Source organism: Phreatobacter aquaticus, from assembly GCF_005160265.1.
GTDB lineage: Bacteria > Pseudomonadota > Alphaproteobacteria > Rhizobiales > Phreatobacteraceae > Phreatobacter > Phreatobacter aquaticus.
Window position 1 is genome coordinate 261,340 of record NZ_CP039865.1, and the last position, 21,622, is coordinate 282,961.

16 protein-coding genes are annotated in these 21,622 nt (G+C 66.2%); 10 read left to right on the plus strand and 6 right to left on the minus strand.

From position 1 onward, the window contains the following. Positions 1 to 43 precede the first annotated feature (43 nt). Together E8L99_RS01110 and E8L99_RS01115 are read left to right on the plus strand one after the other, a co-directional pair. Entirely contained in the window at positions 44 to 1,606 is a 1,563-nt protein-coding gene (locus E8L99_RS01110; protein WP_137097822.1) for an ABC transporter substrate-binding protein, read from the plus strand. A gap of 4 nt (positions 1,607 to 1,610) precedes the next feature. Next, entirely contained in the window at positions 1,611 to 3,170 is a 1,560-nt protein-coding gene (locus E8L99_RS01115) for a GMC family oxidoreductase (RefSeq protein WP_137097823.1), read from the plus strand. Between the two features lie 17 nt (positions 3,171 to 3,187). On the opposite strand, the gene E8L99_RS01120 is transcribed toward E8L99_RS01115, so the two are convergent. Beyond that, positions 3,188 to 4,531, minus strand: coding sequence for a M20 family metallopeptidase (locus E8L99_RS01120; protein WP_252511219.1), 1,344 nt, complete (start codon positions 4,529 to 4,531; stop codon positions 3,188 to 3,190). Between the two features lie 134 nt (positions 4,532 to 4,665). Here E8L99_RS01120 and E8L99_RS01125 point away from each other — a divergent pair, with 134 nt between their 5' ends. From E8L99_RS01125 to E8L99_RS01145, 5 genes are read left to right on the plus strand one after another with little or no spacing between them, the layout of a single operon-like run. Beyond that, a complete protein-coding gene (locus E8L99_RS01125) occupies positions 4,666 to 6,249 on the plus strand; it encodes an ABC transporter substrate-binding protein (protein ID WP_137097824.1) in 1,584 nt (527 codons plus the stop codon). Between the two features lie 19 nt (positions 6,250 to 6,268). Continuing rightward, on the plus strand, positions 6,269 to 7,165 hold the full coding sequence (locus E8L99_RS01130) for a MurR/RpiR family transcriptional regulator (RefSeq protein WP_137097825.1): 897 nt from the start codon (positions 6,269 to 6,271) through the stop codon (positions 7,163 to 7,165). Next, entirely contained in the window at positions 7,146 to 7,784 is a 639-nt protein-coding gene (locus E8L99_RS01135; protein ID WP_137097826.1) for a cysteine hydrolase family protein, read from the plus strand. The genes E8L99_RS01130 and E8L99_RS01135 overlap by 20 nt, the downstream gene beginning before the upstream one ends. Before the next feature lie 26 nt (positions 7,785 to 7,810). After that, positions 7,811 to 9,112: a type I glutamate--ammonia ligase gene (locus E8L99_RS01140; RefSeq protein ID WP_252511220.1), complete on the plus strand. Its 1,302-nt coding sequence runs from the start codon at positions 7,811 to 7,813 to the stop codon at positions 9,110 to 9,112. Then, entirely contained in the window at positions 9,112 to 9,861 is a 750-nt protein-coding gene (locus tag E8L99_RS01145; protein WP_252511221.1) for an N-formylglutamate amidohydrolase, read from the plus strand. The genes E8L99_RS01140 and E8L99_RS01145 overlap by 1 nt, the downstream gene beginning before the upstream one ends. A gap of 16 nt (positions 9,862 to 9,877) precedes the next feature. Here the strand turns inward: E8L99_RS01145 and E8L99_RS01150 are convergent, their stop codons facing one another. The 5 genes from E8L99_RS01150 to E8L99_RS01170 all read right to left on the minus strand — a co-directional run bounded on the left by E8L99_RS01150 (position 9,878) and on the right by E8L99_RS01170 (position 18,097). After that, positions 9,878 to 10,825: a LysR family transcriptional regulator gene (locus E8L99_RS01150; protein ID WP_137097828.1), complete on the minus strand. Its 948-nt coding sequence runs from the start codon at positions 10,823 to 10,825 to the stop codon at positions 9,878 to 9,880. A gap of 124 nt (positions 10,826 to 10,949) precedes the next feature. Then, on the minus strand, positions 10,950 to 12,560 hold the full coding sequence (locus E8L99_RS01155; RefSeq protein ID WP_137097829.1) for an ABC transporter substrate-binding protein: 1,611 nt from the start codon (positions 12,558 to 12,560) through the stop codon (positions 10,950 to 10,952). 41 nt (positions 12,561 to 12,601) lie between these two features. Beyond that, complete coding sequence (locus E8L99_RS01160) at positions 12,602 to 14,260, minus strand: hydantoinase B/oxoprolinase family protein (RefSeq protein ID WP_137097830.1); 1,659 nt, start codon at positions 14,258 to 14,260, stop codon at positions 12,602 to 12,604. Positions 14,261 to 14,297: 37 nt separating this feature from the next. After that, complete coding sequence (locus E8L99_RS01165; protein WP_137097831.1) at positions 14,298 to 15,971, minus strand: hydantoinase B/oxoprolinase family protein; 1,674 nt, start codon at positions 15,969 to 15,971, stop codon at positions 14,298 to 14,300. Further along, positions 15,968 to 18,097, minus strand: a complete 2,130-nt coding sequence (locus E8L99_RS01170) for a hydantoinase/oxoprolinase family protein (RefSeq protein ID WP_137097832.1) — start codon at positions 18,095 to 18,097, stop codon at positions 15,968 to 15,970. Before E8L99_RS01170 ends, E8L99_RS01165 begins: the two co-directional genes overlap by 4 nt. A 589-nt stretch (positions 18,098 to 18,686) precedes the next feature. On the opposite strand from E8L99_RS01170, the gene E8L99_RS01175 reads away from it, so the two are divergent. The 3 genes from E8L99_RS01175 to E8L99_RS01185 are packed head-to-tail and all read left to right on the plus strand — an operon-like array spanning position 18,687 to position 21,617. After that, complete coding sequence (locus E8L99_RS01175; protein ID WP_137097833.1) at positions 18,687 to 19,673, plus strand: ABC transporter permease; 987 nt, start codon at positions 18,687 to 18,689, stop codon at positions 19,671 to 19,673. Between the two features lie 4 nt (positions 19,674 to 19,677). Then, on the plus strand, positions 19,678 to 20,646 hold the full coding sequence (locus E8L99_RS01180; RefSeq protein ID WP_137097834.1) for an ABC transporter permease: 969 nt from the start codon (positions 19,678 to 19,680) through the stop codon (positions 20,644 to 20,646). Then, positions 20,643 to 21,617 (plus strand): ABC transporter ATP-binding protein, encoded by a 975-nt coding sequence (locus E8L99_RS01185; RefSeq protein ID WP_137097835.1) that lies wholly within the window; start codon positions 20,643 to 20,645, stop codon positions 21,615 to 21,617. The genes E8L99_RS01180 and E8L99_RS01185 overlap by 4 nt, the downstream gene beginning before the upstream one ends. The last annotated feature ends 5 nt before the right edge of the window (positions 21,618 to 21,622 follow it).

A 21,622-nucleotide genomic window follows, 5' to 3' on the forward strand; every position in this document is an offset into this window, starting at 1 on the left:
TGCTGGTCCCGTGGGGTCGAAACGCAGTCCCCTGAGAGCCCCCATGCCCAAGCTTCCCTCCCTTCGTTCAGCCCTCGTGGCTCTCTCCATCGCCTGTGCCGGGGCGGTGCCCGGCGCCCAGGCCGCCGGCACTCTGGTTGCGGTTCTGGAAGCCGAAATCGTCACGCTCGATCCGCATTTCACGCCCGCCTACATCACGCGCACCTTCGGCTACATGGTGTTCGACACGCTGTTCGCCATGGATTCCAAGGGCGAGATCAAGCCGCAGATGGTCCAGTCCTGGCAGGTGTCCGAGGACCGGCTGACCTACACGTTCACGCTGCGCGACGGCCTGAAGTTCCATGACGGCCAGCCAGTGACCGCCGCCGACTGCGTGGCCTCGCTGAAGCGCTGGGGCCAGCGCAATGCGCTGGGACGCCGGTTGTTCGCCGCGACCGCATCCATCCAGGCAACCGATTCCAAGACCTTCGTCATCAAGCTCAAGGAACCCTTCGGCCTCGTCATCGACGCGCTCGGCCATCCGGTCAGCCCCGGCGCCTTCATGATGCCGGAGCGGCTTGCCAACACGCCGCCCGAGCAGCGCATCACCGAGATCATCGGCTCGGGCCCCTTCGTCTATCGCCGCGAGGATCATCGCTCCGGCGACCGGATGGTGCTCCGCCGCAATGCGGACTACGTGCCGCGCTCCGAGCCCGCCGACTTCCTCGCCGGCGGCAAGCGCGTCACGCTCGACGCCTTGGAGATCCGCGTGATTCCCGATGGCAGCACCGCGGCCTCCGCGCTGCAGGTCGGCGAGATCGACTTCATGCAATATGCCCCCTTCGATCTTCTGGGCGTGCTGGAGAAGAACAACCGCGTCCGCGTGCAGAATTTCACCGGCCCGCACATGTTCGCCGGCGCCTACCGGCTGAACGCCACGCAGAAGCCCTTCGATGATCCGGCGATCCGCCGCGTGCTGTGGAAGCTGGTCGACCAGCGCGAGGTCATCGCGGGCCTCGGCCTCTCGTCGAACTATGGCGGCCCTTGCGCCAGCTATTTCATGTGCGGCAGCGCCTATGAGAGCACCGCCGGAACGGAGGCTGCCGCCAATCCGTCCGTCGAAGCGGCACGTGCCGCCCTTCGCGCCACCCGCTATGCTGGCGAACCCGTGGTCGTCCTGCAGGCAAGCGATCTCGAGGCGCCGCGCGTCTCGGCGCAGGTGCTCGCCGAGAAGCTCAAGGCCGCCGGCTTCAATGTCGATCTGCAGGTTATGGATTGGGCCTCGGTGCTGGCCCGGCGCGCCAAGCGCGAGGGCTGGAGCGTCTATGGCGTCCATGCCGGCGGCTTCGACCTTGCTTCGCCCCTGACCAATGTGATGGTCGCGTTCAACTGCGCCGACTACACCGGCTGGCAGTGCGACGAGCGGATTTCCCCGCTGCTCGAGGCCTTCACCAAGGCCGCGACGGACGCCGAGCGCAAGACCATCGCGTCCCAGATCCAGACCATCATGTACGATCAGGCCCCGGGCATCCCGTGGGGACAATTTGCCCAGCCTGCTGCCTATCGCGCCAATCTGCGCAATCTGATCCCGTCCGCCATTCCCGTGTTCTGGAACGTCGAGAAGTAAGCGCATGTATGATGTCATCGTGGTCGGCGGCGGCTCTGCCGGCGCCGCCGTTGCCGCCCGTCTGTCCGAGGACAAGGGCCGCCGTGTGCTGCTGCTGGAGGCGGGTCTCGACTGGCGCGCCGACGAGGCCCCCTGGGAGATCCGGACGCCGAACCCGATCCCGATCATTCATCGGCGCGAGTTCCAGGAAAAATGGCAATGGCCTGATCTTCACACCCGCCGGGTCGCCGGCCAGCCCCAGCGCTTCTACTGGCGCGGCAAGGGCTTGGGCGGCTCTTCCATGATGAACGGCCAGATCGCCATTCGCGGCGTGGCCGATGCCTTTGACGAATGGGCCTCGCTTGGCTGCACCGGCTGGTCGGCCAGCGAGATCATGCCGCTCTTCTCGGTGATCGAGGACGATCTCGCCTTCGGCGATCGTCCGGGCCACGGCAAGGGCGGTCCCCTGCCCGTCTATCGCGCGCCACTGGAGACCTGGGGCCCGGTCGACAAGGGACTGCGGGGCGCGGCCCTCGGCAGCGGCTATGCCTGGTGTGACGACCTCAACGGCCCGGATGGCGAGGGTGTCGCCTGCTATCCGATCAACAGCCGGGACCTTCGGCGCATCACCACCAACGAGGGCTATCTGGAGCCGGCGCGCAGCCGGGCCAATCTGGAGATCCGGGGCCACGCGCTGGTCGAGCGGGTGGTCATCCGCGACGGCAAGGCGGCCGGCGTCATCGTCCGCACCGAAGGCCTGGGTATCTCGGAACTATCGGCGCGCGAGATCGTGCTCTGCGGCGGCGCCATCCACAGCCCGGCCATCCTTCTCCGCTCCGGCATCGGGCCTGCGGCGGAACTCGCAGCCATGGGCATCGCCGTTGAACGGGACCTGCCGGTCGGCCGGCACTATTTCGACCATCCGTTGTTCCGCGCAACCGTCGAACTGCGCGAGGACCTGCGGCCAACCGATCCCGACACCCGCCACACCAACAGCTGCGTGACCTATTCGTCCGGCCTCGCCAATGGCGGCAAGCGCGACATGATCCTGATCGGCTTCAACCATCGCGGCGTCGAAAATCCGGCGCGCTCCGGCGCCATTGGCGCCGGCCTGTTCAATGCCTTCTCGCGCGGCACGCTGAAACTCGCTTCGCCGGACGCCGCGATCGATCCGGTAGTCGAGGAGAACATGCTGGCCGACCCACTGGACATGGAGCGCATGGTCGATGCAGTGAAGCGACTGGCCGTGCTCGCCGTTCATCCGGCGCTCGCCGGCATCGCGACATCGATCCGGATGGGTGACACCGACCTCACCATGCCGCAAGCAGCAGCCCTGCCGGTGGCGGAGCTTGAGGCCGTTCTCCGTCAGGAAACTGGCGATATCCAGCACGCCGCAGGTTCGTGCCGCATGTCCGGCTTCGGCGATGCCGACGGCGTGGTCAATCCGGATGGGACGGTGAAAGGCATCGGCGCGCTGCGCGTGGCGGATGCCTCCATCATGCCGTCCGATTGCCGCGCCAACACGCATCTCACCACGGTGGTGATCGGCGAGAAGATCGCTGGCCTGATGCGGGCCGCAAGCTGACCCTGCGCAGCGGCGGCTCAGGAGGCCGCCGCGCGCACACCGCAGAAGCGGACGATGCTCTGGGCGACGACCTGCGCTGTCTCGATCACCGACGAGATCAGTACATATTCGTCGGGGCCGTGCTGGGCGGCGCCGGTCGGCCCATAGACTACGCCGGGGATCCCCTCGGCCGCGTAGTGCGCAGCATCGGTGACACCGAGGCTGCCGACGATCTCCGGCGCCCGGCCCCGTGCCTCGACACTCGCCTTCACCGCCTGCACCAGGCCGTGCTCCAGCGGCGTGTTCACCGGCGGGAAATGGAGATCGGCCAATTCCCAGCGGATTTCCGGCGGATGGTCGCGGAGCCAAGGGTCAGCTGCAGCGAACCGCGCCACCCATTCCTCGAACTCGCGGCGGATGTCGGCCGAGGTCTCGTTCGGCAGGAACTTCATGTCGAAGTCGATGACGCAGAGATCCGGCACCATGGCGGGATTGGACAGGATGGTCGGCAGGCCATCAGGCCCCATGCCGCATCCGGACACCATCACGCCGGGGCTGATCGTGTTCATGCCGGCCGGCATGCCGGGGAAGCTCTTGGCGATGCCCCACTGGGTCTCGAGCTCGCGCAGCGAGGCGAGCAGCCGCGCGCCGAGTTCGATGGCGTTGACGCTCTTCACCGGCACGCTGGCGGCGGCTTCCGAGGGATAGATCGACGCAAAGCGTCGCGCCGAATGACCGCTCAAGCCGCGCAATGTCACCCGCACCCATTCGAGGCCGCCCGCCCAGGGACGGATCGCACCGGCGCTGGGCTCGCAGATCAGCACACCTGCCGGCGCGGGTCTGAGCGCTGCCGCCGCCATCGCGCCGAAGCCGCCGGCCTCCTCGTCGACGACAGCGTGGAACTCCAGCCGCCCGTCGAGTGTCAGCCCCAGCCTGGAGATCGCCCGGCAGGCGACGAGGGCCGCCGCAAGACCCGCTTTCATGTCGCAGGAACCGCGCCCATACAGCTTGTCGCCGCGCACTTCGGCGCCAAAGGGATCGACGGTCCAGCCGGCAAGATCGCCCTGCGGCACCACGTCGACATGGCCGCAGACGGCGAGGCTCCGCGCGTCCGATCCCGCCCACCGGCCGATCAGGTTGGGACGGTCGGGCAGCGGGAAGCTGCGCTCCGTCATGAAGCCCAGGCCCTGCAGCTCGGCCTCGATGATGTCCTGCACCTCGGGCTCCCGATTCCACTGGGGATCGCGCAGGAACTTCGGATTGACCGACGGCATCTGCACCAGCCGGCTGAGCAGGTCGACGAGGTGGTCCCGGTCGGCGGCAATGGCCTTGTCCAGGGCGTCCAGAAGGGCGGGCGAAGGCGCAGCGGGGGCGTTGGTCACGGGCAGGTCCGGTATGTTTCTTTCATTACATTATTGCAAATTCTGAAGTCCCTGCAATAAATATGACATCGAGACCGAGGGCTTTCGTGCTCATGATCGGTCAGGATCGACCAGTCATTTGCGGGATGGACACGATGGATCGCAGGCGCTTCGTTATTTCCTCATCGGCGGGCCTCGCAGCCCTCTCGGCCCCCCGCCTGTCGCTCGCCGCAGGCGGCGGCACGTTGAAATTCGTGCCCCATGCCGACCTGACGGTCATCGACCCGACCTGGAGCAATGCCTACGTCACTCGGAACCATGGCTACATGGTCTTCGACACACTGTTCGGTCAGGATTCCAAGTTCGGCTACCAGCCGCAGATGCTGGAAAGCGCGGTCACCGACCAGGACGGCAAGCGCTGGACGCTGAAACTGCGCGACGGCCTGAAGTTCCATGACGGCTCGCCGGTACTCGCGCGCGATTGCGTGGCGAGCCTTCGCCGCTGGGCCGGCCGCGACGACCTGGGCAAGGCCCTGTTCGCCGTGACCGACGAGCTCTCGGCATCCGATGACGCAACCATCGTGTTCCGGTTGAAGCGCCCCTACCCGCTCCTGCCCATGGCACTCGGCAAGACCGGCTTGATGATGGCCGCCATCATGCCCGAGCGGATCGCCAAGGCCGACCCCGACAAGCAGATCACCGAGATGGTCGGCAGCGGCCCCTACCGCTTCAAGGCCGACGAACGCATTGCTGGCGACCGCGCCGTCTACGAGCGCTTCGCCGACTACAAGCCGCGCAGCTCGGGCAATCCGGATGGCACGGCCGGTCCGAAGGTCGCCCATTTCGACCGCGTCGAATGGCGGATCATCCCCGATGCCTCGACGGCTGGCGGCGCGCTGCGTACCGGCGAGATCGACTGGTGGGAGCTGCCGAGCGCCGACATGCTGCCGCTGCTGCGCAATGCCCGCGGCGTGAAGGTCGAGGAGCTCGATCCGACCGGCTACATGGTGTCGCTGCGCGTCAACCACCTGCAGGGACCGACCGCCAATCCGGCGATCCGCCGCCTCATGCTCCAGGCCATTGTCCAGCGCGACATCGCCATGGGCATGGCGGGTACAGACCCCAAGCTGTGGCGCGACAAGGTCGGCTATTTCTGTCCCGAGACCGAATTTGCCAACGATGCCGGGATGGCTGCGCTCACCAGCCCCCGCGATCCCGCCGCCATCAAGCGCCAGCTCGCCGAGGCCGGCTATAAGGGCGAGAAGATCGTTCTGATGGACCCGGGCGATCTCCAGGTGAATTCGGTCGGCACTGCGGTCGTGGCCGATACGCTGAAGCGCTCCGGCTTCAATATCGAGAGCATCACCATGGACTGGGGCACGCTGCTGCAGCGCCGGAACAAGAAGGACCCGATCGCCGACGGCGGCTGGAGCATCTATCTCGTGCAGAATTCCGGCGCCGACCTGCTGAACCCCGCCGTTCACGGCCAGCTTCGCGGCAATGGCAGCCTGATCAACGGCTGGTGCACCAGCCCCGGCATCGAGGCCCAGCGCGACGCCTGGATGAATGCCACGACCGCGGCTGATCAGATCGCGGCTGCCCGCAAGCTGCAGGAACAGGCCTTCGTCGACGTGCCCTATATCCCGCTCGGCCAGGTCGCGCAGTTGACCGCGCTGCGTGCCGATCTCGGCGGCATGGTCAAGGGCATGCCGGTGTTCTGGAACATGAAGCGCGGTTGACAGCCGGAATCGGATTCCGATGACGATCCGCGACACGCTGACCGACCCGGCGCTCAGGCTCACGCCTGCCGAGCGCCGGCTGGCGCGCGCCATCCTTGCCAATTATCCGGTCGCCGGCCTCGGCACGGTCGCGGCGCTGGCATCGCGGGCGGAGGTCAGCGATCCCACCGTGGTGCGCTTCGCGGCGAAGCTCGGCTTCCCGAGTTTCGTCGCCTTCCAGGAAACGCTGCTCGGCGAGGTCGAGCAGCGGCTTCACTCGCCCCTGATGATGATGGAGGTCCGGCGCGGTGTGCCCGAGGGCAGCCATCCCCTCGTCGCCTATGCCCGCGCCGTCGCCGACCGGCTTGCCGCCGACAATGATGGCCTCACCCCCGGCGAATTCGACCGCGCCATCGAGATGCTGGCCACAGCCCGCGGCCGCATCCTGCTGCTTGGCGGCCGGTTCAGCGGCTTTCTTGCCGGCATCCTGGAGGCGCATCTCCACCAGCTGCGCCCCTCGACGATCCTGCTTGCCGGTCCCGGAGCCGATCTGGTCGACCGCCTCGCCGACATTTCCAGCCGCGACACGCTGATCGTCTTCGACTATCGCCGCTACCAGACCGATATCGTGGCCTTCGCGGCCCAGGCCAAGGCCCGCGGCGCCCAGATGATCCTGTTCACCGACCACTGGGGATCACCGATCGCCGACCAGGCGGACGTCGTGCTGGGAGCGGCGGTCGAGGCGCCCTCGCTGTTCGACACGATGGTGCCGGCGCTCGCCCAGGTCGAGGCGCTGGCCACCCGGCTGGCCGAACGGCTGGGGAAACCGGCCCTCCAGCGCATCGAGACCATCGAGCGCATCCGATCCGAGAATTCCATTACCGTCGGCCCCCAGCGGACGACAGGACGAGGGCCTCATGCAGCCGATGACACGTGACGCAGCCTTCGTGCGCGACGAGACGGCCATCCTCTTCGTTGATGTCCAGAAGGCCTTCGCGCTGCCGGGCCGCGATCCCGCTCATCCCGAGCGCGACGCCGACCATCCCTTCTACCGGCGGCTGTCATCAACCGTGATCCCGAACCAGATGAGGCTGCTGGAGGCCGCGCGCGCCTCGGGGCTGAACGTCGTCCATACCGTGATCCGGGCGCTGACCCATGATGGCCGCGACCGCTCGCTCGACCACAAGCTCTCCGACATCCTGATCGCGAAGGATGATCCGGGTGGCGACGTGATCGATGAACTGGCTCCCCGCGGCAATGAGATCGTCCTGCCGAAATCCTCGTCCGGCGTCTTCAACTCCACCAATATCGACTACATCCTGCGCAATCTCGGCGTCCGCTTTCTCATTGTCGCCGGCATCGTCACCGACCAGTGCGTCGACATGGCGGTGCGCGACGCGGCCGACCGCGGCTATTTCGTCTCGCTGCCGCATGATGCTTGCGCCGCCTACACCGACGAGCGCCACCAGGCCGCACTGGCCGTGCTCAAGGGCTATAGCTGGCTGACCGATACGGACACGCTGGTCGCCCGCATCGAAGCTCTCGCGGAGGCATGATCGTGATGCCTGTTCAGCCAACACCCATGACCACCCTGGTCACAACCGACTATTCCGGCATCACCCGCGGGCGGTCGATCCTGACCTCGGACTTCGAGGCCGATTCCGGCTGCTCCGTTGGCTGGGTTCCCGCCAACCAGTCGCTGACGCCCTTCGACACGATCGATCCGAACAGCATCTGGGGCTCCGGCGGCGACCTGCGCCTCAAGCCCGACCGGGACGCCCGCTACACGACCCTCATGCCCGGCGCCACGACGCCGCTGGACATGGTGATGAGCGATATCGTCGAACTCGACGGCACGCCATGGCTTGCCTGCCCGAGGTCATTCCTCAAGCAGGCGCTGTCTGACCTGCACAAGGAGACCGGCCTGACGCTGGCCGGCGCCTTCGAGCACGAATTCACCGTTCTGGGCGAGCCGTTCACGCCAGCACCTGCCTTCTCGGTCCAGGCCTTCCGGCGGGCCGATCCGCTGGGGCCAGTCGTGATGGCGGCACTGGCCGAGGCGGGGCTGAAGGCGGACACGTTCATCGCGGAATATGGCCGCGACCAGTTCGAGGTGACGGTCGGGCCGGCGCGCGGCGTTGCCATCGCCGATCAGGCGGTGGCGCTGCGCGAGATCATCCGCGAAGCCGCCAGGCTCCGCGGCATCCGCACGAGCTTCGCGCCGAAGATCGAGCCGGACACGGTCGGCAATGGCGTCCATGTCCACATGAGCTTCGTCGATCAGACCGGCGCCAATGCGCTGTTCGATTCCGCAGCTCCCGGAAGGCTCTCCAAGGTCGGCGCGGCCTTCGCTGCCGGCATCGTCCGTCACATGCCGGCGCTGGTCGCTGTCACCGCGCCAAGCGTCTCGTCCTATATGCGCCTCAAGCCGCACAATTGGAGTGCCAGCTACACCTGGCTGGGCGACCAGGACCGCGAGGCGAGCCTGCGCATCTGCCCGACGCCAACACTCGGCGGAAAGTCGCCGGCGAAGAGCTTCAACATCGAGTTCCGCGCCTGCGACGCCACCGCCTCGCCGCATCTGGCGCTGGGCATGCTGGTGAGAGCCGGCCTTGAGGGCATTCGTGCGCGACTGCCACTGCCGCCGATCTTCTCGGGCGATCCCGAAGCGCTTGAAGCCGCCGAACGCGAGAAGCTCGGCCTTCGGCGTCTGCCGCAAAGCCTGCCGGCCGCCCTCGATTGCCTGGAGGCCGACCCGCTCGCCCGCACATTCCTTGCGCCCAAGGCGCTGACCACCTATTGCGGCATGAAGCGCACCGAGATCGACGTCGTCGCTGGCCTGAGCCCAGCCGAGCTCTGCGCGCGCTATGCGGGGATCTATTGATGGCAGCGAACACGGCCATGGCGCTTCCCCCGGCCGATCCGCCTGTGCTGACCGTGCTGCGCCCGCAGGGGCGATCCCCGATCGTGCTGGTCTGCGAACACGCCTCAAACCATATCCCTGCCGAATATGGCGACCTCGGCCTGCCCGAAGCCGAGCTGCAACGGCACATCGCCTGGGATATCGGCGCCGAGGGCCTGACCCGCAGGCTGTCCGAACTGCTCGACGCACCGGCTTTCATCGCGGGATGGTCGCGCCTGCTGATCGACGGCAATAGGCCGCCGGGGGCGCCGAGCAGCATCCCCGAAATCAGCGAGGCGACCGTTGTTCCCGGCAATGCCGGACTGTCGGCAGCCGAGGCCGCGGCACGCGCCGAGCGCTTCTTCAGACCGTTCCACGACGGCCTCGCCCGTCATCTTGATCAGCGGATGGCAGCCGGCCGCGAGACGCGTGTCGTCGGCGTCCACTCGTTCACACCGGTCTTCCTCGGTGTCCCGCGCCGCTGGCACGCGGGCATCCTGTTCCAGCACGCGACCGAATGGGGCCACCGCGCCGTCGCGGCGCTCGATCGGCCCGGCCGCCCGGTCGTCGCGAACGAACCGTACCGGATCGAGGAAGACACCGACTATCTCGTGCCGATCCAGGCGGAGAAGCGCGGGCTTCAGGCGATCCTTCTGGAGATCCGCCAGGATCTGCTGGCAACGCCAAAGCACCAGGACGAATGGGCGCGCGAGCTCGCGCCGATCCTGTAGCAGCCGATCCGGCCGATCAGTCGAGAATCCACGGCGGGCTGCGGAAGCGCTGGCTCAGCATGTCGATGAAACAGCGCACCTTTGGCGAAATGTGCTTGGCATGCGTGAAGGCCACATAGATGCCCGCCTCCGGAATGCTGCTCCAGTCGGTCAGCAGCGGGATCAGTTCCCCGCGCCGGATGCTGTCATGGCAGAGATAGGCGGCGATCACCGATATGCCGGCGCCCCGCCGCGTCGCCTCCAGCACGGCTTCGGAATTGTCGGATCGGAAATCACCGCTGACCTTGACGACCTCCACGTCGTCGCCGCGCTGGAAGCGCCAGACATTTCCGCCCGCCGAATAATGGGTGAAGCTCATGCAGCTGTGGGTCGCGAGATCGGCCGGCACGAGGGGTGTTCCGCAGCGCGCGAGATAACCTGGCGACGCCACGACCCAGCGCTTGTTGGCGGCGATCTTGCGGACGATCAGGTTGGAATCCGGGAGATGGCCGATCCGCACCACAAGGTCATAGGCCTCCTCGATGAGGTTGACGAAGCGATCGGAATAATTCGCCTCGACCCTGACATCCGGGTACTGCTCCATGAAGTCGAGGATGGCCGAGGACAGGTGCAGCCGGCCGAACGCGACGGGAATGCTGATCCGCAAAAGGCCGCGCGGCTCGGTGCTGAGTGACTCCACCAACGCCTCGGCCTGGGCAAGACCGCCGAGCACCGTCACGCATTGATCGTAATAGAGGCGGCCTGCCTCCGTCATCGCCACACGTCGCGTGGTGCGCTCCAGAAGCCTTGTGCCAAGTGAATCCTCCAGCCGTGTCACCTTGCGGCTGATGGTGGAGGGTGTCTGTCCCAGCGCATTGGCGGCTTCGACGAAGCTCAGATGCTCCGCAACCGCGACAAACGAGGTGATCAGGCCGAGCCGCTCGACATCGATCGCGGCTTTCTGCTTCGCGTGGATGAAGTTCATTGCGGCTCCCGTCGGATCGCCAACCCCAGCACAGGGTGCTCAGCAATTCGGGGACCAACCGGCGCGATGCCGCCGCAGGGCAGCCTCGCGCCAGTCGCTTGTCATGGTATCGGCAGACGCCGACTCACTCCGCCATGTAGGCCTTGGAGAAGGTGCCCTCGAAACCTTCGGCATTCACTGTGTGGCCCTGGGCCACCACATTGTGGATGGTTTGCCAGGTTGCCATGGCCAGCGGCAGGTTCGGCACCTCGATCTTGACGATCTCCTGGACCCGCATCCAGGCCGCAATGCGCTTGTCCTTGTCGGGCTCGACACTGGCCTGTTCAAGCAGCCCATCCACCTCGGCATTGGCATAATGGGTGCCGTTGGAGAACGGCACGCCGCGCAGGTAGTTCTTCGACCAGTAGAGGCGCTGCACGCCAACATTGGGGTCGAACAGATTGCTGATCGAGGCGAGATGGATGCCGAATTCGCGGTCGGTATAGACGCGCTTCACCAGCGTTCCCATGTCCTGGCTGCGCAGATCGATGCCGATGCCGGCGCGCGCCAGCGACGAGCGCAGGAATTCCGCCACCGGCCGCTGATCCTCGCCGGTATAGTCGAGGTTGATGGTGAAGCGCATGGCATTGCCGCGGCGCGCATGGCCGGCTTCGTCGAGCAGCTTCTGCGCGGCGCCGACATTGAACGGATAGGGCGTCGGCCGGGCGTCGTGGAACTCCTTGTGATAGGGCACGACCGGGCTCGCCGAGGGTACGGCATTCCCATAGAAGACGATCCGGCAGAGCGCCGCCCGGTCCACGCAATGGGCAATCGCCTGGCGGATCTTCAGATCCTTGAGGTAGGGATTGTCGAGGTTGAACTCGGCGATGATGATGTTCGGCGGATCATAGGCATAGCCCTTGGGCTCAAACCGGATCTGCGGCAGCGCCTTCAGCCGCTCCACGTCGCGATAGGGCACCGGCGTGCGATAGCCGACATGGACGCTGCCGGTCTCGAAGGCGATCGTGCGCGCCGCCGGATCGAGGATGAAGCGGACGATCAGCTTGTCGAGATAGGCCGCGTCCTTGTCCCAATAGTTTGGATTGCGCTCCCAGATGGCATGGCTGCCGCGCACCCATTCCTTGAAGACATAGGGGCCGGTACCGATCGGCGCGGTATTGTTCGGATGGGAAAGAGGATCGGCCTCGCCATAGACGTGCTTCGGCACGATCGCCGTCTCCATGGCCGCGAGCGCGGTCAACAGGAACGGCGTCGGCTTCGACAGTTTCAGGACGACCGTGTGAGGATCGATCGCCTCCGCCGAGGTCATGAACTGGAAGGTCGAGCGGCCGCGCGGATGCAGCCGCTTCACCGTCTGCAACGAAAACACCACGTCGTCGGCGGTGAAATCCTTGCCATCATGCCACTTCACGCCCTGGCGCAGCTTGAACGTGTAGGTCAACCCGTCCGGCGCGACACTCCATTCGGTCGCAAGCGACGGCAGCGGTTTCAGGTTGTCGTCATATTGCAGCAGCCCTTCTGTCGAGCGCGCGGTGAGCGCGATGCTGCTCGAATTGACGAAGGAGAGCAGCGCGGGCGGCTCCGACTGCATGACCATGATCATGGTCCCGCCCTTCTTCGGCGCTGCGGCCTGGGCGGCGGCATCGAAGGAGCGTCCGGCCAAGCCCACGGCGGGAAGGGATGCGAGTGCGCCGACGACCGCACGGCGCGTCAGGTTCGGATTGTGCTTCGGCAAGGTCCTGCTCCTGTTCGATGGGTCCGGCTTTGGCCTGACGGTCAGGCCGATGGGTCAAATCGATAGATGTCGCGCGCCGCCTCAGGCGAAATGCGTCCCTCGGCAAGGTCGGCCTCGACCAGCGACCGCAAACGCTGCGCCGGATCGCCCAGCCCGCCGCCGCCCGGCGTCATGACGATCAACCGGTCGCCGGGCACGATGTCGTAGCGCGGCAGCGGCGGAATATCCGGGTTGGAGCGAAGACCGACGCGGCCGAGCGCACCATCGTGGCCACCGGCATAGCCGCGCGCGGGAAAGGTCTGCCGCCCCAGCCGGGCCTGGTACATGAAGGGCTGGTCGATGCTGTTTTCGACTTCGATGACCTGGCCAAGGCCGCCACGCGTCGCACCCGCGCCGCCGCTGTCGGGCCGCAGTTCCTTGCGCCAGACGATCACCGTCGACATGCCCTCGAAGATCTCGATCGGGCCGCCGCGCACGCCGCTCGGGTAGCCCGTGGCCGACAAGCCGTCGCGACCGGGCAACGCGCCCATGCCGCCATTGGTCAGCACGTTGACCGCATAGGTCTGGTCAATCTTCGCCGGGCTGGTGCGCGGTCCCCGCGCATTGATGCGCCAGAGGACCGAGGTGTTCTCGGCCGGCACGCGATCCGGCACGGCCTGGCGCAGGCAGCCGAAGACAAGGTCCGGCATCATCATGCCGATGGTGGCGCGGGCAAAGACGGCCGCGGGCTTCAGCGCGTTGACGATGCAGCCGGGCGGCGCCGAAATTGTCAGCGGTTCCAGCGAGCCCGCATTGTTGGGAATACCGTGCGAGACGATGCAGCCGAGCCCGAAGCTCGTATAGGCATGGGTGTAGCAGAGCGGCACGTTGACATTGTACTTCACCATCTCGGCCGAGCCGGTGAAGTCGACATGGATGCCGCTGTCCGACACCGTCAGCGCGGCCGCCAGCCTGATCGGCTCGCTCGCCGCATCCACCAGCATGGAATGGTGCCAGGTGCCGCGCGGCAGCTTGCGGATCTCCGCCAGCACAGCCTCGCGCGAAGTGTCGATGATGTAGTCCGCCAGCTGGTCGAGCTCGTCGATCGCGAACTCGTCCATCATCTCGAGCAGGCGCTCGCAGCCGACATCGTTGCAGGAGACCAGCGAATAGACGTCGCCGACCGTCTCCACCGGCTCGCGCGTGTTGGCGCGGATCATCTCGAACAGCGTCTCGTTGACAACGCCCTGATCCACGATCTTGAGGATCGGGATATAGAGCCCCTCCATGAACACGTCGGTCGTGTCCATGAACGGCACCGCGCCGCCAATGTCGAAGACGTGGCAATTGCAGGCGACGATGCCGATCAGCCGGCCATCGCGGAAGCAGGGCGTGGTCAGCGAGATGTCGTTGGTGTGCCCCGTGCCCATCCACGGGTCGTTGTGCACGAACACATCGCCCGGCTTCATCACGTCCGCCGGATAGCGATCCAGCACATGGCCGACCGCCAGCGCCATGGAATTGATATGGCCCGGCGTGCCGGTGACCGCCCGCGCCAGCATCCGCCCCTGCGCATCGAAGACGCCTGCGGCGAGATCGCCGGATTCGCGCACGATGGTGGAAAAGGCCGTCCGCTGCAGCGACTGGGCCTGTTCCTCGACCACCGCGATCAGGCGGTTCCACATGATCTGCAGATCGATCAGGCCGACGGTTCCGGTCATGACAGGCCTCTCGGACGGATTGCGGGGAAAAGCACGGTCATTCGGCCGCCTGGGCAACGTTCAGGCCGTAGAGGCTTCGCGCCGCGTCCTGCGAGATCAGCTCATTGGCGAGATCAGCCTCGACCGCCGCGCGATCGCGGGCTGTGGGATCACCTAGCCCGCCGCCGCCCGGCGACTGGATGATGAGGCGCTCGCCCGGCTGTACCGGGAACCGCCCCTTGCCGGAGAGCGCCCTGCCCGTCGACAGCGCGACGACGCCCCTGGCGCCTTCCAGGCCACCGTCGAAACCCTTGGCCGGATGGATGATCCGCTCGTAGGACGATGCCAGCTCGAACATTTCGGGAATGCCGTTCTCGATCTCGATGTCCTGGCCGAGACCGCCGCGCTGACGGCCGGCACCGCCGCTGTCCTGCCGGTACTGCTTGCGCCAGACGATGACGGTGGACATGGACTCGAAGATCTCGACCGGGCCGCCGCGCACACCGCTCGGAAAGCCAGTGGCCGACAGGCCGTCGCGGACGGGGAGCGCACCCATGCCGCCGGTGGTGACGATGCCGACGACGAAACTGTCATTGTGGCGGGCCGGGCTGACACGCGGGCCGCTGACATTGATGCCCCACAGAACGCCGGCGCCCTCCGCCGGCACGCGGTCCGGGATTGCCTGGCGCAGGCAGCCGAAGACGAGGTCCGGCAGCATCAGGCCGACCAGATGGCGGGCAACGACCGCTGCGGGCTTCAGCGCATTGACCACGGTGCCGGGCGGCGCGGACACCGTGCGCGGCTCCAGCGAGCCCGCATTGTTCGGGATGTCGCGGGCGACGATGCAGCCGAGCGCATAGGACGTGTAGGCGATCGTGTAGCAGAACGGCACGTTGAAGTTCTGCTTCACCATGCCCGCCGATCCCGCATAGTCGACATGGATGCCGTCGTCGGAAATGGTCAGCTTTGCCTTCAACTCCAGCGGGCTATCGAAACCGTCGAGTGTCAGACTGCTCGACCAGGAGCCGCGCGGCAGCGCCCGGATATTGGCGAGCACCGCCGCTCGCGAGGCGTCGATGATGTGATCGGCGACGGGCGCAAGATCGTCGATGCCGAACTCGCCCATCGTTTCGACCAGGCGCTCGCAGCCGACATCGTTGCAGGCGATGAGCGAATAGACGTCGCCCTCGGTCTCGATCGGCAGGCGGGTGTTGGCGCGGATCAGTTCCATCAGCGTGTCGTTGACGACGCCACCCTCGACGATCTTCAGGATCGGCAGGTAGAGCCCCTCCATGAACACATCGATGGAGCCGGACATGCGCGGCACGCCGCCGATATCCATCAGATGGCTGTTGCAGGCGAAGATCGCGACGAGCTTGCCATCGCGGAAACAGGGCGTGGTGACGGAGAAGTCGTTGGTGTGGCCGGTACCCATCCAGGGATCGTTGTGGATGAACACATCGCCGGGTTTCATCACATCGGCCGGATAGCGGTCCAGCACATGGCCCACCGCCAGCGCCATGGAATTGATGTGGCCGGGCGTGCCTGTCACCGCCTGGGCGAGCATGCGGCCCCGGACATCGAAGACACCGGCGGCGAGATCGCCGGATTCACGCACGATGGTGGAGAAGGCCGTGCGCTGCAGGGTCTGCGCCTGCTCTTCCACCACGGCGATCAGCCGGTTCCAGAGGATCTGCTTGTCGATCAGTCCAAGGGGGGCCTGCTGGATCATGCCGGCACTCCCTCACGGGCGAGTGTAGCGACCGGCACAATCGCTTCCTTGCGCTCCATCACGATGGAACCGGCGCCGTCGATGAAGACGTCGAAACTGTCGGTGATGAAGGTCGAGGTCTCGGCTTCGGCAATCACCGCCGGGCCGGCGATCCGGGCGCCAGGCTCCAACGTGAAGCGGTTGTAGCGCGGAATGCTGATGACCTTGCCCGACCGGCCGTCGAAGAACGCAGTGGAACCTTCAGCTGCCGGAGCTCCCTTCCGCGCCACCGGGCTGATCGTCTCCGGCAGCACCTGACGGGTCGAGACCGCGACCGACCAGGCCATGATCTCGATCGAGGCATTCGGGATGATGCGTTTGAAGAGAACCTTGTAGGCCGCCTCATATTCGGCGCGGAACACCGCCTCGTCGGCCATGGTCAGCGGCCGGTTCGGCAGTTCGACCGGGATTTCGTGGCCCTGGCCGACATAGCGCATGAAGGCGACGCGCTTCTCGTCGAGCGGCGCGCCATTGGCGGCGCTCTCGACCCAGGCATGGATGTCGCGCGACGTCTCGGTCAGCAGAGCGGTCGCGGCATCGGCATCGAACTCGGCGCCGAGCCGCATGTAGTTGGTCCGCACCAGTTCAAACGAGATCGGTGCCGCCAGGAAGCCGACGGCCGAGCCGACACCCGCATTCGGCGGCACGACGACGCGGGCAGCGCCGATCTTCTCGGCAACCCGCGCGACATGAAGGGGAGCGGCTCCTCCAAACGCGATGACGGTGTGCTGGCTTGCGACGGCCCCGCGCTCGACCGCATGGACGCGGGCAGCACTCGCCATGTTCTCGCAGACCATCTCATAGACGCCATAGGCGGCCATGTTGGCATTCAGCCCGAGCGGCGCGCCGACATGGGTCTCCAGCGCCTTGGCCGCGAGATCGGGATAGAGCGTGATCGTGCCGCCGGCGAAGGTCTTCGGGTCGATCAGGCCGAGTACGACATTGGCATCGGTGACCGCCGGGCGTTCGCCGCCAAGGCCGTAGCAGGCCGGCCCCGGATCGGACGAGGCGCTTTCCGGTCCGACCGTCACGCGGTTCAGCCGGTCGACGCGGGCGATCGAGCCGCCGCCGGCGCCGATCTCCACCATCTCGATCACCGGAATGCGCACCGGCAGGCCACTGCCCTTCAGGAAGCGGGCGGCCCGGTCGACCTCGAACATCCGGACCGTCTCCGACTTGAAGTCGTTGATCAGGCTGATCTTGGCGGTCGTCCCGCCCATGTCGAAGGCGATGACCTTCGGCTCGCCGAGCCTTGCGGCGATCTGGGCGGCGAAGATCGAGCCGCCGGCCGGGCCGGATTCCACCAGTCGTACGGGGAAGCGCTTGGCGAGATCGACCGAGGTCAGGCCACCGCCCGACGTCATCAGGCAGAGGAAACCGCGGAAGCCGCCCTCGGCCAGCTTCTTCTCCATGCGGGTGAGGTAGCCGTCCATCATCGGCTGGACATAGGCATTGGCGACAGCGGTGGAGGTGCGCTCGTACTCGCGGATTTCGGGGCAGACCTCGCTCGACAGGGTGATCGAGATCGCCGGCAGGACGGAGCGCAGCAGTTCGGCGGCACGGCGCTCGTGGACCGGATTGACGTAGGAATGCATGAAGGCGATCGCGACGCTGGCGATGCCCTTGGCCTTCAGCGTCTCGGCCAGCGCCAACACATCGGCTTCGACCAGCGGCAGGCGCACCACACCGCGCGCATCGATCCGCTCGCGCACCGTGAAGCGCAGCGGCCGGGCGACCAGGGGCTTCGGTCGCTCCAGCGCCAGTTCATACTGGTCGTAGCGGCTCTCGGTGCCGATCTCGAGCACGTCGCGAAAACCGTCCGTCGCAATCAGCGCGGTGACCGCGCCGCGCCGCTCGATGATGGCATTGGTCGCAAGCGTCGTGCCGTGAACAAAGGCATCGACCGCCGACAGCGGCTTGCCGGCCTCCGCCAGGATGTCCGTCACCCCGCGCAAAACGCCTTCCTCAGGTGAGGACGGCGTCGTCAGCACCTTGGTTGTCCAGCGGCGGGCTCCCAGCTCCAGGACGACATCGGTGAAGGTCCCGCCGACATCCACCGACAGTTTCAGCTGCTCTGCATCGCTCACGATTGGGATCCCTCAGCCGTTGACACTGGCACCAGGCCGCAAGGCTGCCGACAACCCGTCGGACGCCCGATCGACCACTCAGAGAACCGAAAGTATTCCACGCGGGATCAGCGACCGATATGGCGAGAATGCGCAGGGACTATTGCATTCATCACTGTAATCAAACGGCGGGATCAGGGCCTATCTGCCAATCTTCTGATCAATCGGCATGGAATGCATCACATCCTGCTTATTTTTGAAGCGGGCAGCCGGTTGACCTGCACGGGAGCCCGCCTTGATGATGCCCAAGGACTGCAATCCGACCCCCTGAATACTTATCAATCATCAGGGATCGGATCAAGTTTTCTGACAGACGACACGACACGACCCAAGGCTTCGGACTGCAACGGCCAGGGAAGCGAAACATGATCAGGCGAATATCCTTGCGCTATACGGTCGGCCGCCGGGCAACACCAGCGCCGGTCCAGCCGCTGAATTCTGCTGCAACGCAGCATGACTGTCGCCGCAGCGGCTCCACCAGCGCCAAGACGCAAGCATGCTGCCGCTCCGCCGCGGACAGCTTGCTCGTCTGGCCAAGAGGAGCTTGCGCATGAGCGCACTCGGGCGGACTGCCAAGACCCTGAAGCGCACGGCGATCCAGGCGGTGCCGACCATTGCCGGCATCATCATCCTGAACTTCCTGTTCCTGAACCTGATGCCGGGCGATGCCGCCGACGCCATTGCGGGGCGCGCCGGATCGGCCACCACCGAGACGATGGAGGCGCTGCGCAAGTCGCTCGGCCTCGACCAGTCGCTGCTGACCCGGCTTCTGGTCTATCTCGGCAATCTCGCGACCTTCAATCTCGGCCAGTCCGCCAATTACAATGTCGCCGTCTCGACGCTGATCGCCGAGCGCCTGCCCAACACCATGCTGCTGATGCTGACGGCGCTGACACTGGCGCTCACCTTCGGCATCGGCTTCGGCTGGATCATGGCGGTCTTTGCCGGCAAGTGGCCCGACCGGCTGCTGACCGCCTTCGTGCTGCTGTTCTATTCGGCGCCGGCCTTCTGGCTCGGCCTCATGACTATTGTGATGTTCTCGGCCTGGCTCGGCTGGCTGCCGAGCAGCGGCAACATGACGCTCGGCCGCAATCTCCAGGGTTTCGCCGGCTTCAAGGATCGCCTGGTTCACCTCATCCTGCCGGCGACGGCCATGGCAATCAATTTCGTCGCGATCTATGCCCGCCTGACCCGCGCCGCCATGCTCGACGTGCTGCGCCAGGATTTCATGCGCACCGCCGCCGCCAAGGGGCTGCATCCCCTGGTGCTGCAGTTCCGCCATGCCATGCGCAATGCGCTGATCCCGGTGACGACGGTTGCCGGCATGCATCTGGCCAATCTGCTAGGCGGGGCCGTGGTGATCGAGACTGTGTTCGGCTGGCCGGGCATCGGGCGCCTCACGCTCGATGCGGTGATGGCGCGCGACTACAACGTCCTGCTCGGCATCATGCTGCTCTCATCGATCATCGTGATCCTCGTCAACATGGCGATCGAGATCCTGCTGTCCTGGCTCGATCCGCGCATCCAGGCGAGGTGACAGCATGGATGGACCGACGCTTCAGGAGATCAAGGCAGGCGCGGTGACCGCGGCCGTGCCCCCTATATCGACGGCCGCCGCCATCGCAGCACATCCAGCCCTTGCCGGTTCGGCGAGACCCTCGTCGCGGCCCTCCGGCTTCCGCTCGCGCTTCGTCGCCTATCTGCGCGATCCGTTCTTCGCCGCCGCCTGCGCCATCCTGCTGACCATGGCGCTGCTGGCCCTGTCTGCCGGTTGGCTGTTTCCCAACGACCCCATGGACATGGTGGCCACGCCGCTGCTCTGGCCGGGCCAGGACATGGACTATCCGCTTGGAACTGACGCGCTCGGACGCGATCTCCTGTCGGGCGTCATCCACGGCTCGCGGGCGTCCCTGATGGTCGGCCTGTCGGCTGCCTCCATCGGCCTGCTGATCGGCGCGACCATCGGCGCGCTCGCCGGCTATTTCGGCGGCTTTGTCGACAACGCGCTGATGCGCCTTGCCGAACTGTTCCAGACCGTGCCGTCCATCCTGCTGGTCATCGCCATCCTGTCGATCGGCGACCCCTCCCTGCCGCTGATCGCCTTCGCCATCGGGCTGTCGTCCTGGCCGATGGTGGCGCGGCTCGTCCGCTCGCAATTCCTGACATTGCGCGAGTCCGATTTCGTGCTGGCGGCCCGCAGCCTCGGCTATGGCACCGGCCGCATCATCATCAGCGAAATCCTGCCCAATGCGCTGCCGACCGTCATCGTCGCCACCTCGGTGATGGTCGCCAACGGCATCCTGGCCGAGGCCGGCCTGTCGTTCCTCGGACTTGGCGACAACAATCTGGTGAGCTGGGGCAGCATGGTCGGCAATGGCCGCCAGGTGCTGCGCTCGGAATGGTTCGTCTCCGCCATCCCCGGCATCGCCATCATCCTCACCGTCCTGTCGTTCAACATCATGGGCGACCGGTTGAACGACATCCTCAATCCCAGGGCGGAACCGGCATGAGCGTCCACAAGCCCCATCCGGTTCTGGAAATCCTCGATCTGTCGGTCGGCTTCGGCGACAAGCCGGTGGTGCGCGGCATCAGCCTGGCCATCCGCAACGGCGAGACGCTGGCGCTCGTCGGCGAGAGCGGCTGCGGCAAGTCGATGACCGCCTTCTCGATCTTGCGGCTCCTGCCGGCCAATGCCGCGATCCTTGGGGGACAGGTGGTGTTTGACGGCATCGATCTCGCCTCCGTCGAGCCTCGGCGACTGCGCGACATTCGCGGCAAGGGCATATCGCTGATCCTTCAGGAGCCGATGACCTCGCTCAATCCGGTCCTGTCGATCGGCACGCAGATCCGCGAAGTGATCGTCCGCCACGAGAACCTGTCGAAGGCGGCTGCCAAGCAGCGCGTGATCGACCTGCTGGATCTCGTCGGCATCGCCGAGCCCCAGCGGCGCTATGACGAATATCCGCACAATTTCTCCGGCGGCATGCGCCAGCGGGTGATGATCGCCATGGCGGTGGCCTGCAATCCGCAATTGCTGATCGCAGACGAACCCACCACGGCGCTCGACGTGACGATCCAGGCGCAGGTGATGGATCTGCTCGATCGGCTGCGCAAGCAGCTCTCCATGGCCATGCTGCTGATCACCCACGATCTCGGCGCAGTCGCCCAATGGGCCGATCGTGTCGCGGTAATGTATGCCGGGCGCATCGTCGAACAGGCACCCGTCACCGAGTTCTTTGCAGGCCCCCGCCACCCCTATTCGGTCGGCCTGCTCGCCTCCTCGATCTCGGAAGAGGAGGAATGGCACTATACCAACCATCGCCTGGCTGAAATTCCCGGCTCGATCGCGTCCTCCGCCAATGTGACCGGCTGTGCCTTCGCGCCGCGCTGCCCCAGGCGCATTGCCGCCTGCGACACGGTTCCGGCCTTGACCGGGGTCGCGCCGCAATGGTCGGCAGCCTGCGTCCACGTGGCGGCATGAGGAAC

Bases quoted from the DNA above. Each gene is read 5' to 3' on its own strand.
- E8L99_RS01150 (WP_137097828.1), bottom strand. From the start codon at position 10,825: ATGAACTTCATCCACGCGAAGCAGAAAGCCGCGATCGATGTCGAGCGG.
- E8L99_RS01135 (WP_137097826.1), top strand. From the start codon at position 7,146: ATGCAGCCGATGACACGTGACGCAGCCTTCGTGCGCGACGAGACGGCC.
- E8L99_RS01130 (WP_137097825.1), top strand. From the start codon at position 6,269: ATGACGATCCGCGACACGCTGACCGACCCGGCGCTCAGGCTCACGCCT.
- E8L99_RS01180 (WP_137097834.1), top strand. From the start codon at position 19,678: ATGGATGGACCGACGCTTCAGGAGATCAAGGCAGGCGCGGTGACCGCG.
- E8L99_RS01145 (WP_252511221.1), top strand. From the start codon at position 9,112: ATGGCAGCGAACACGGCCATGGCGCTTCCCCCGGCCGATCCGCCTGTG.
- E8L99_RS01115 (WP_137097823.1), top strand. From the start codon at position 1,611: ATGTATGATGTCATCGTGGTCGGCGGCGGCTCTGCCGGCGCCGCCGTT.
- E8L99_RS01185 (WP_137097835.1), top strand. From the start codon at position 20,643: ATGAGCGTCCACAAGCCCCATCCGGTTCTGGAAATCCTCGATCTGTCG.
- E8L99_RS01160 (WP_137097830.1), bottom strand. From the start codon at position 14,260: ATGACCGGAACCGTCGGCCTGATCGATCTGCAGATCATGTGGAACCGC.
- E8L99_RS01110 (WP_137097822.1), top strand. From the start codon at position 44: ATGCCCAAGCTTCCCTCCCTTCGTTCAGCCCTCGTGGCTCTCTCCATC.
- E8L99_RS01125 (WP_137097824.1), top strand. From the start codon at position 4,666: ATGGATCGCAGGCGCTTCGTTATTTCCTCATCGGCGGGCCTCGCAGCC.
- E8L99_RS01165 (WP_137097831.1), bottom strand. From the start codon at position 15,971: ATGATCCAGCAGGCCCCCCTTGGACTGATCGACAAGCAGATCCTCTGG.
- E8L99_RS01175 (WP_137097833.1), top strand. From the start codon at position 18,687: ATGAGCGCACTCGGGCGGACTGCCAAGACCCTGAAGCGCACGGCGATC.
- E8L99_RS01140 (WP_252511220.1), top strand. From the start codon at position 7,811: ATGACCACCCTGGTCACAACCGACTATTCCGGCATCACCCGCGGGCGG.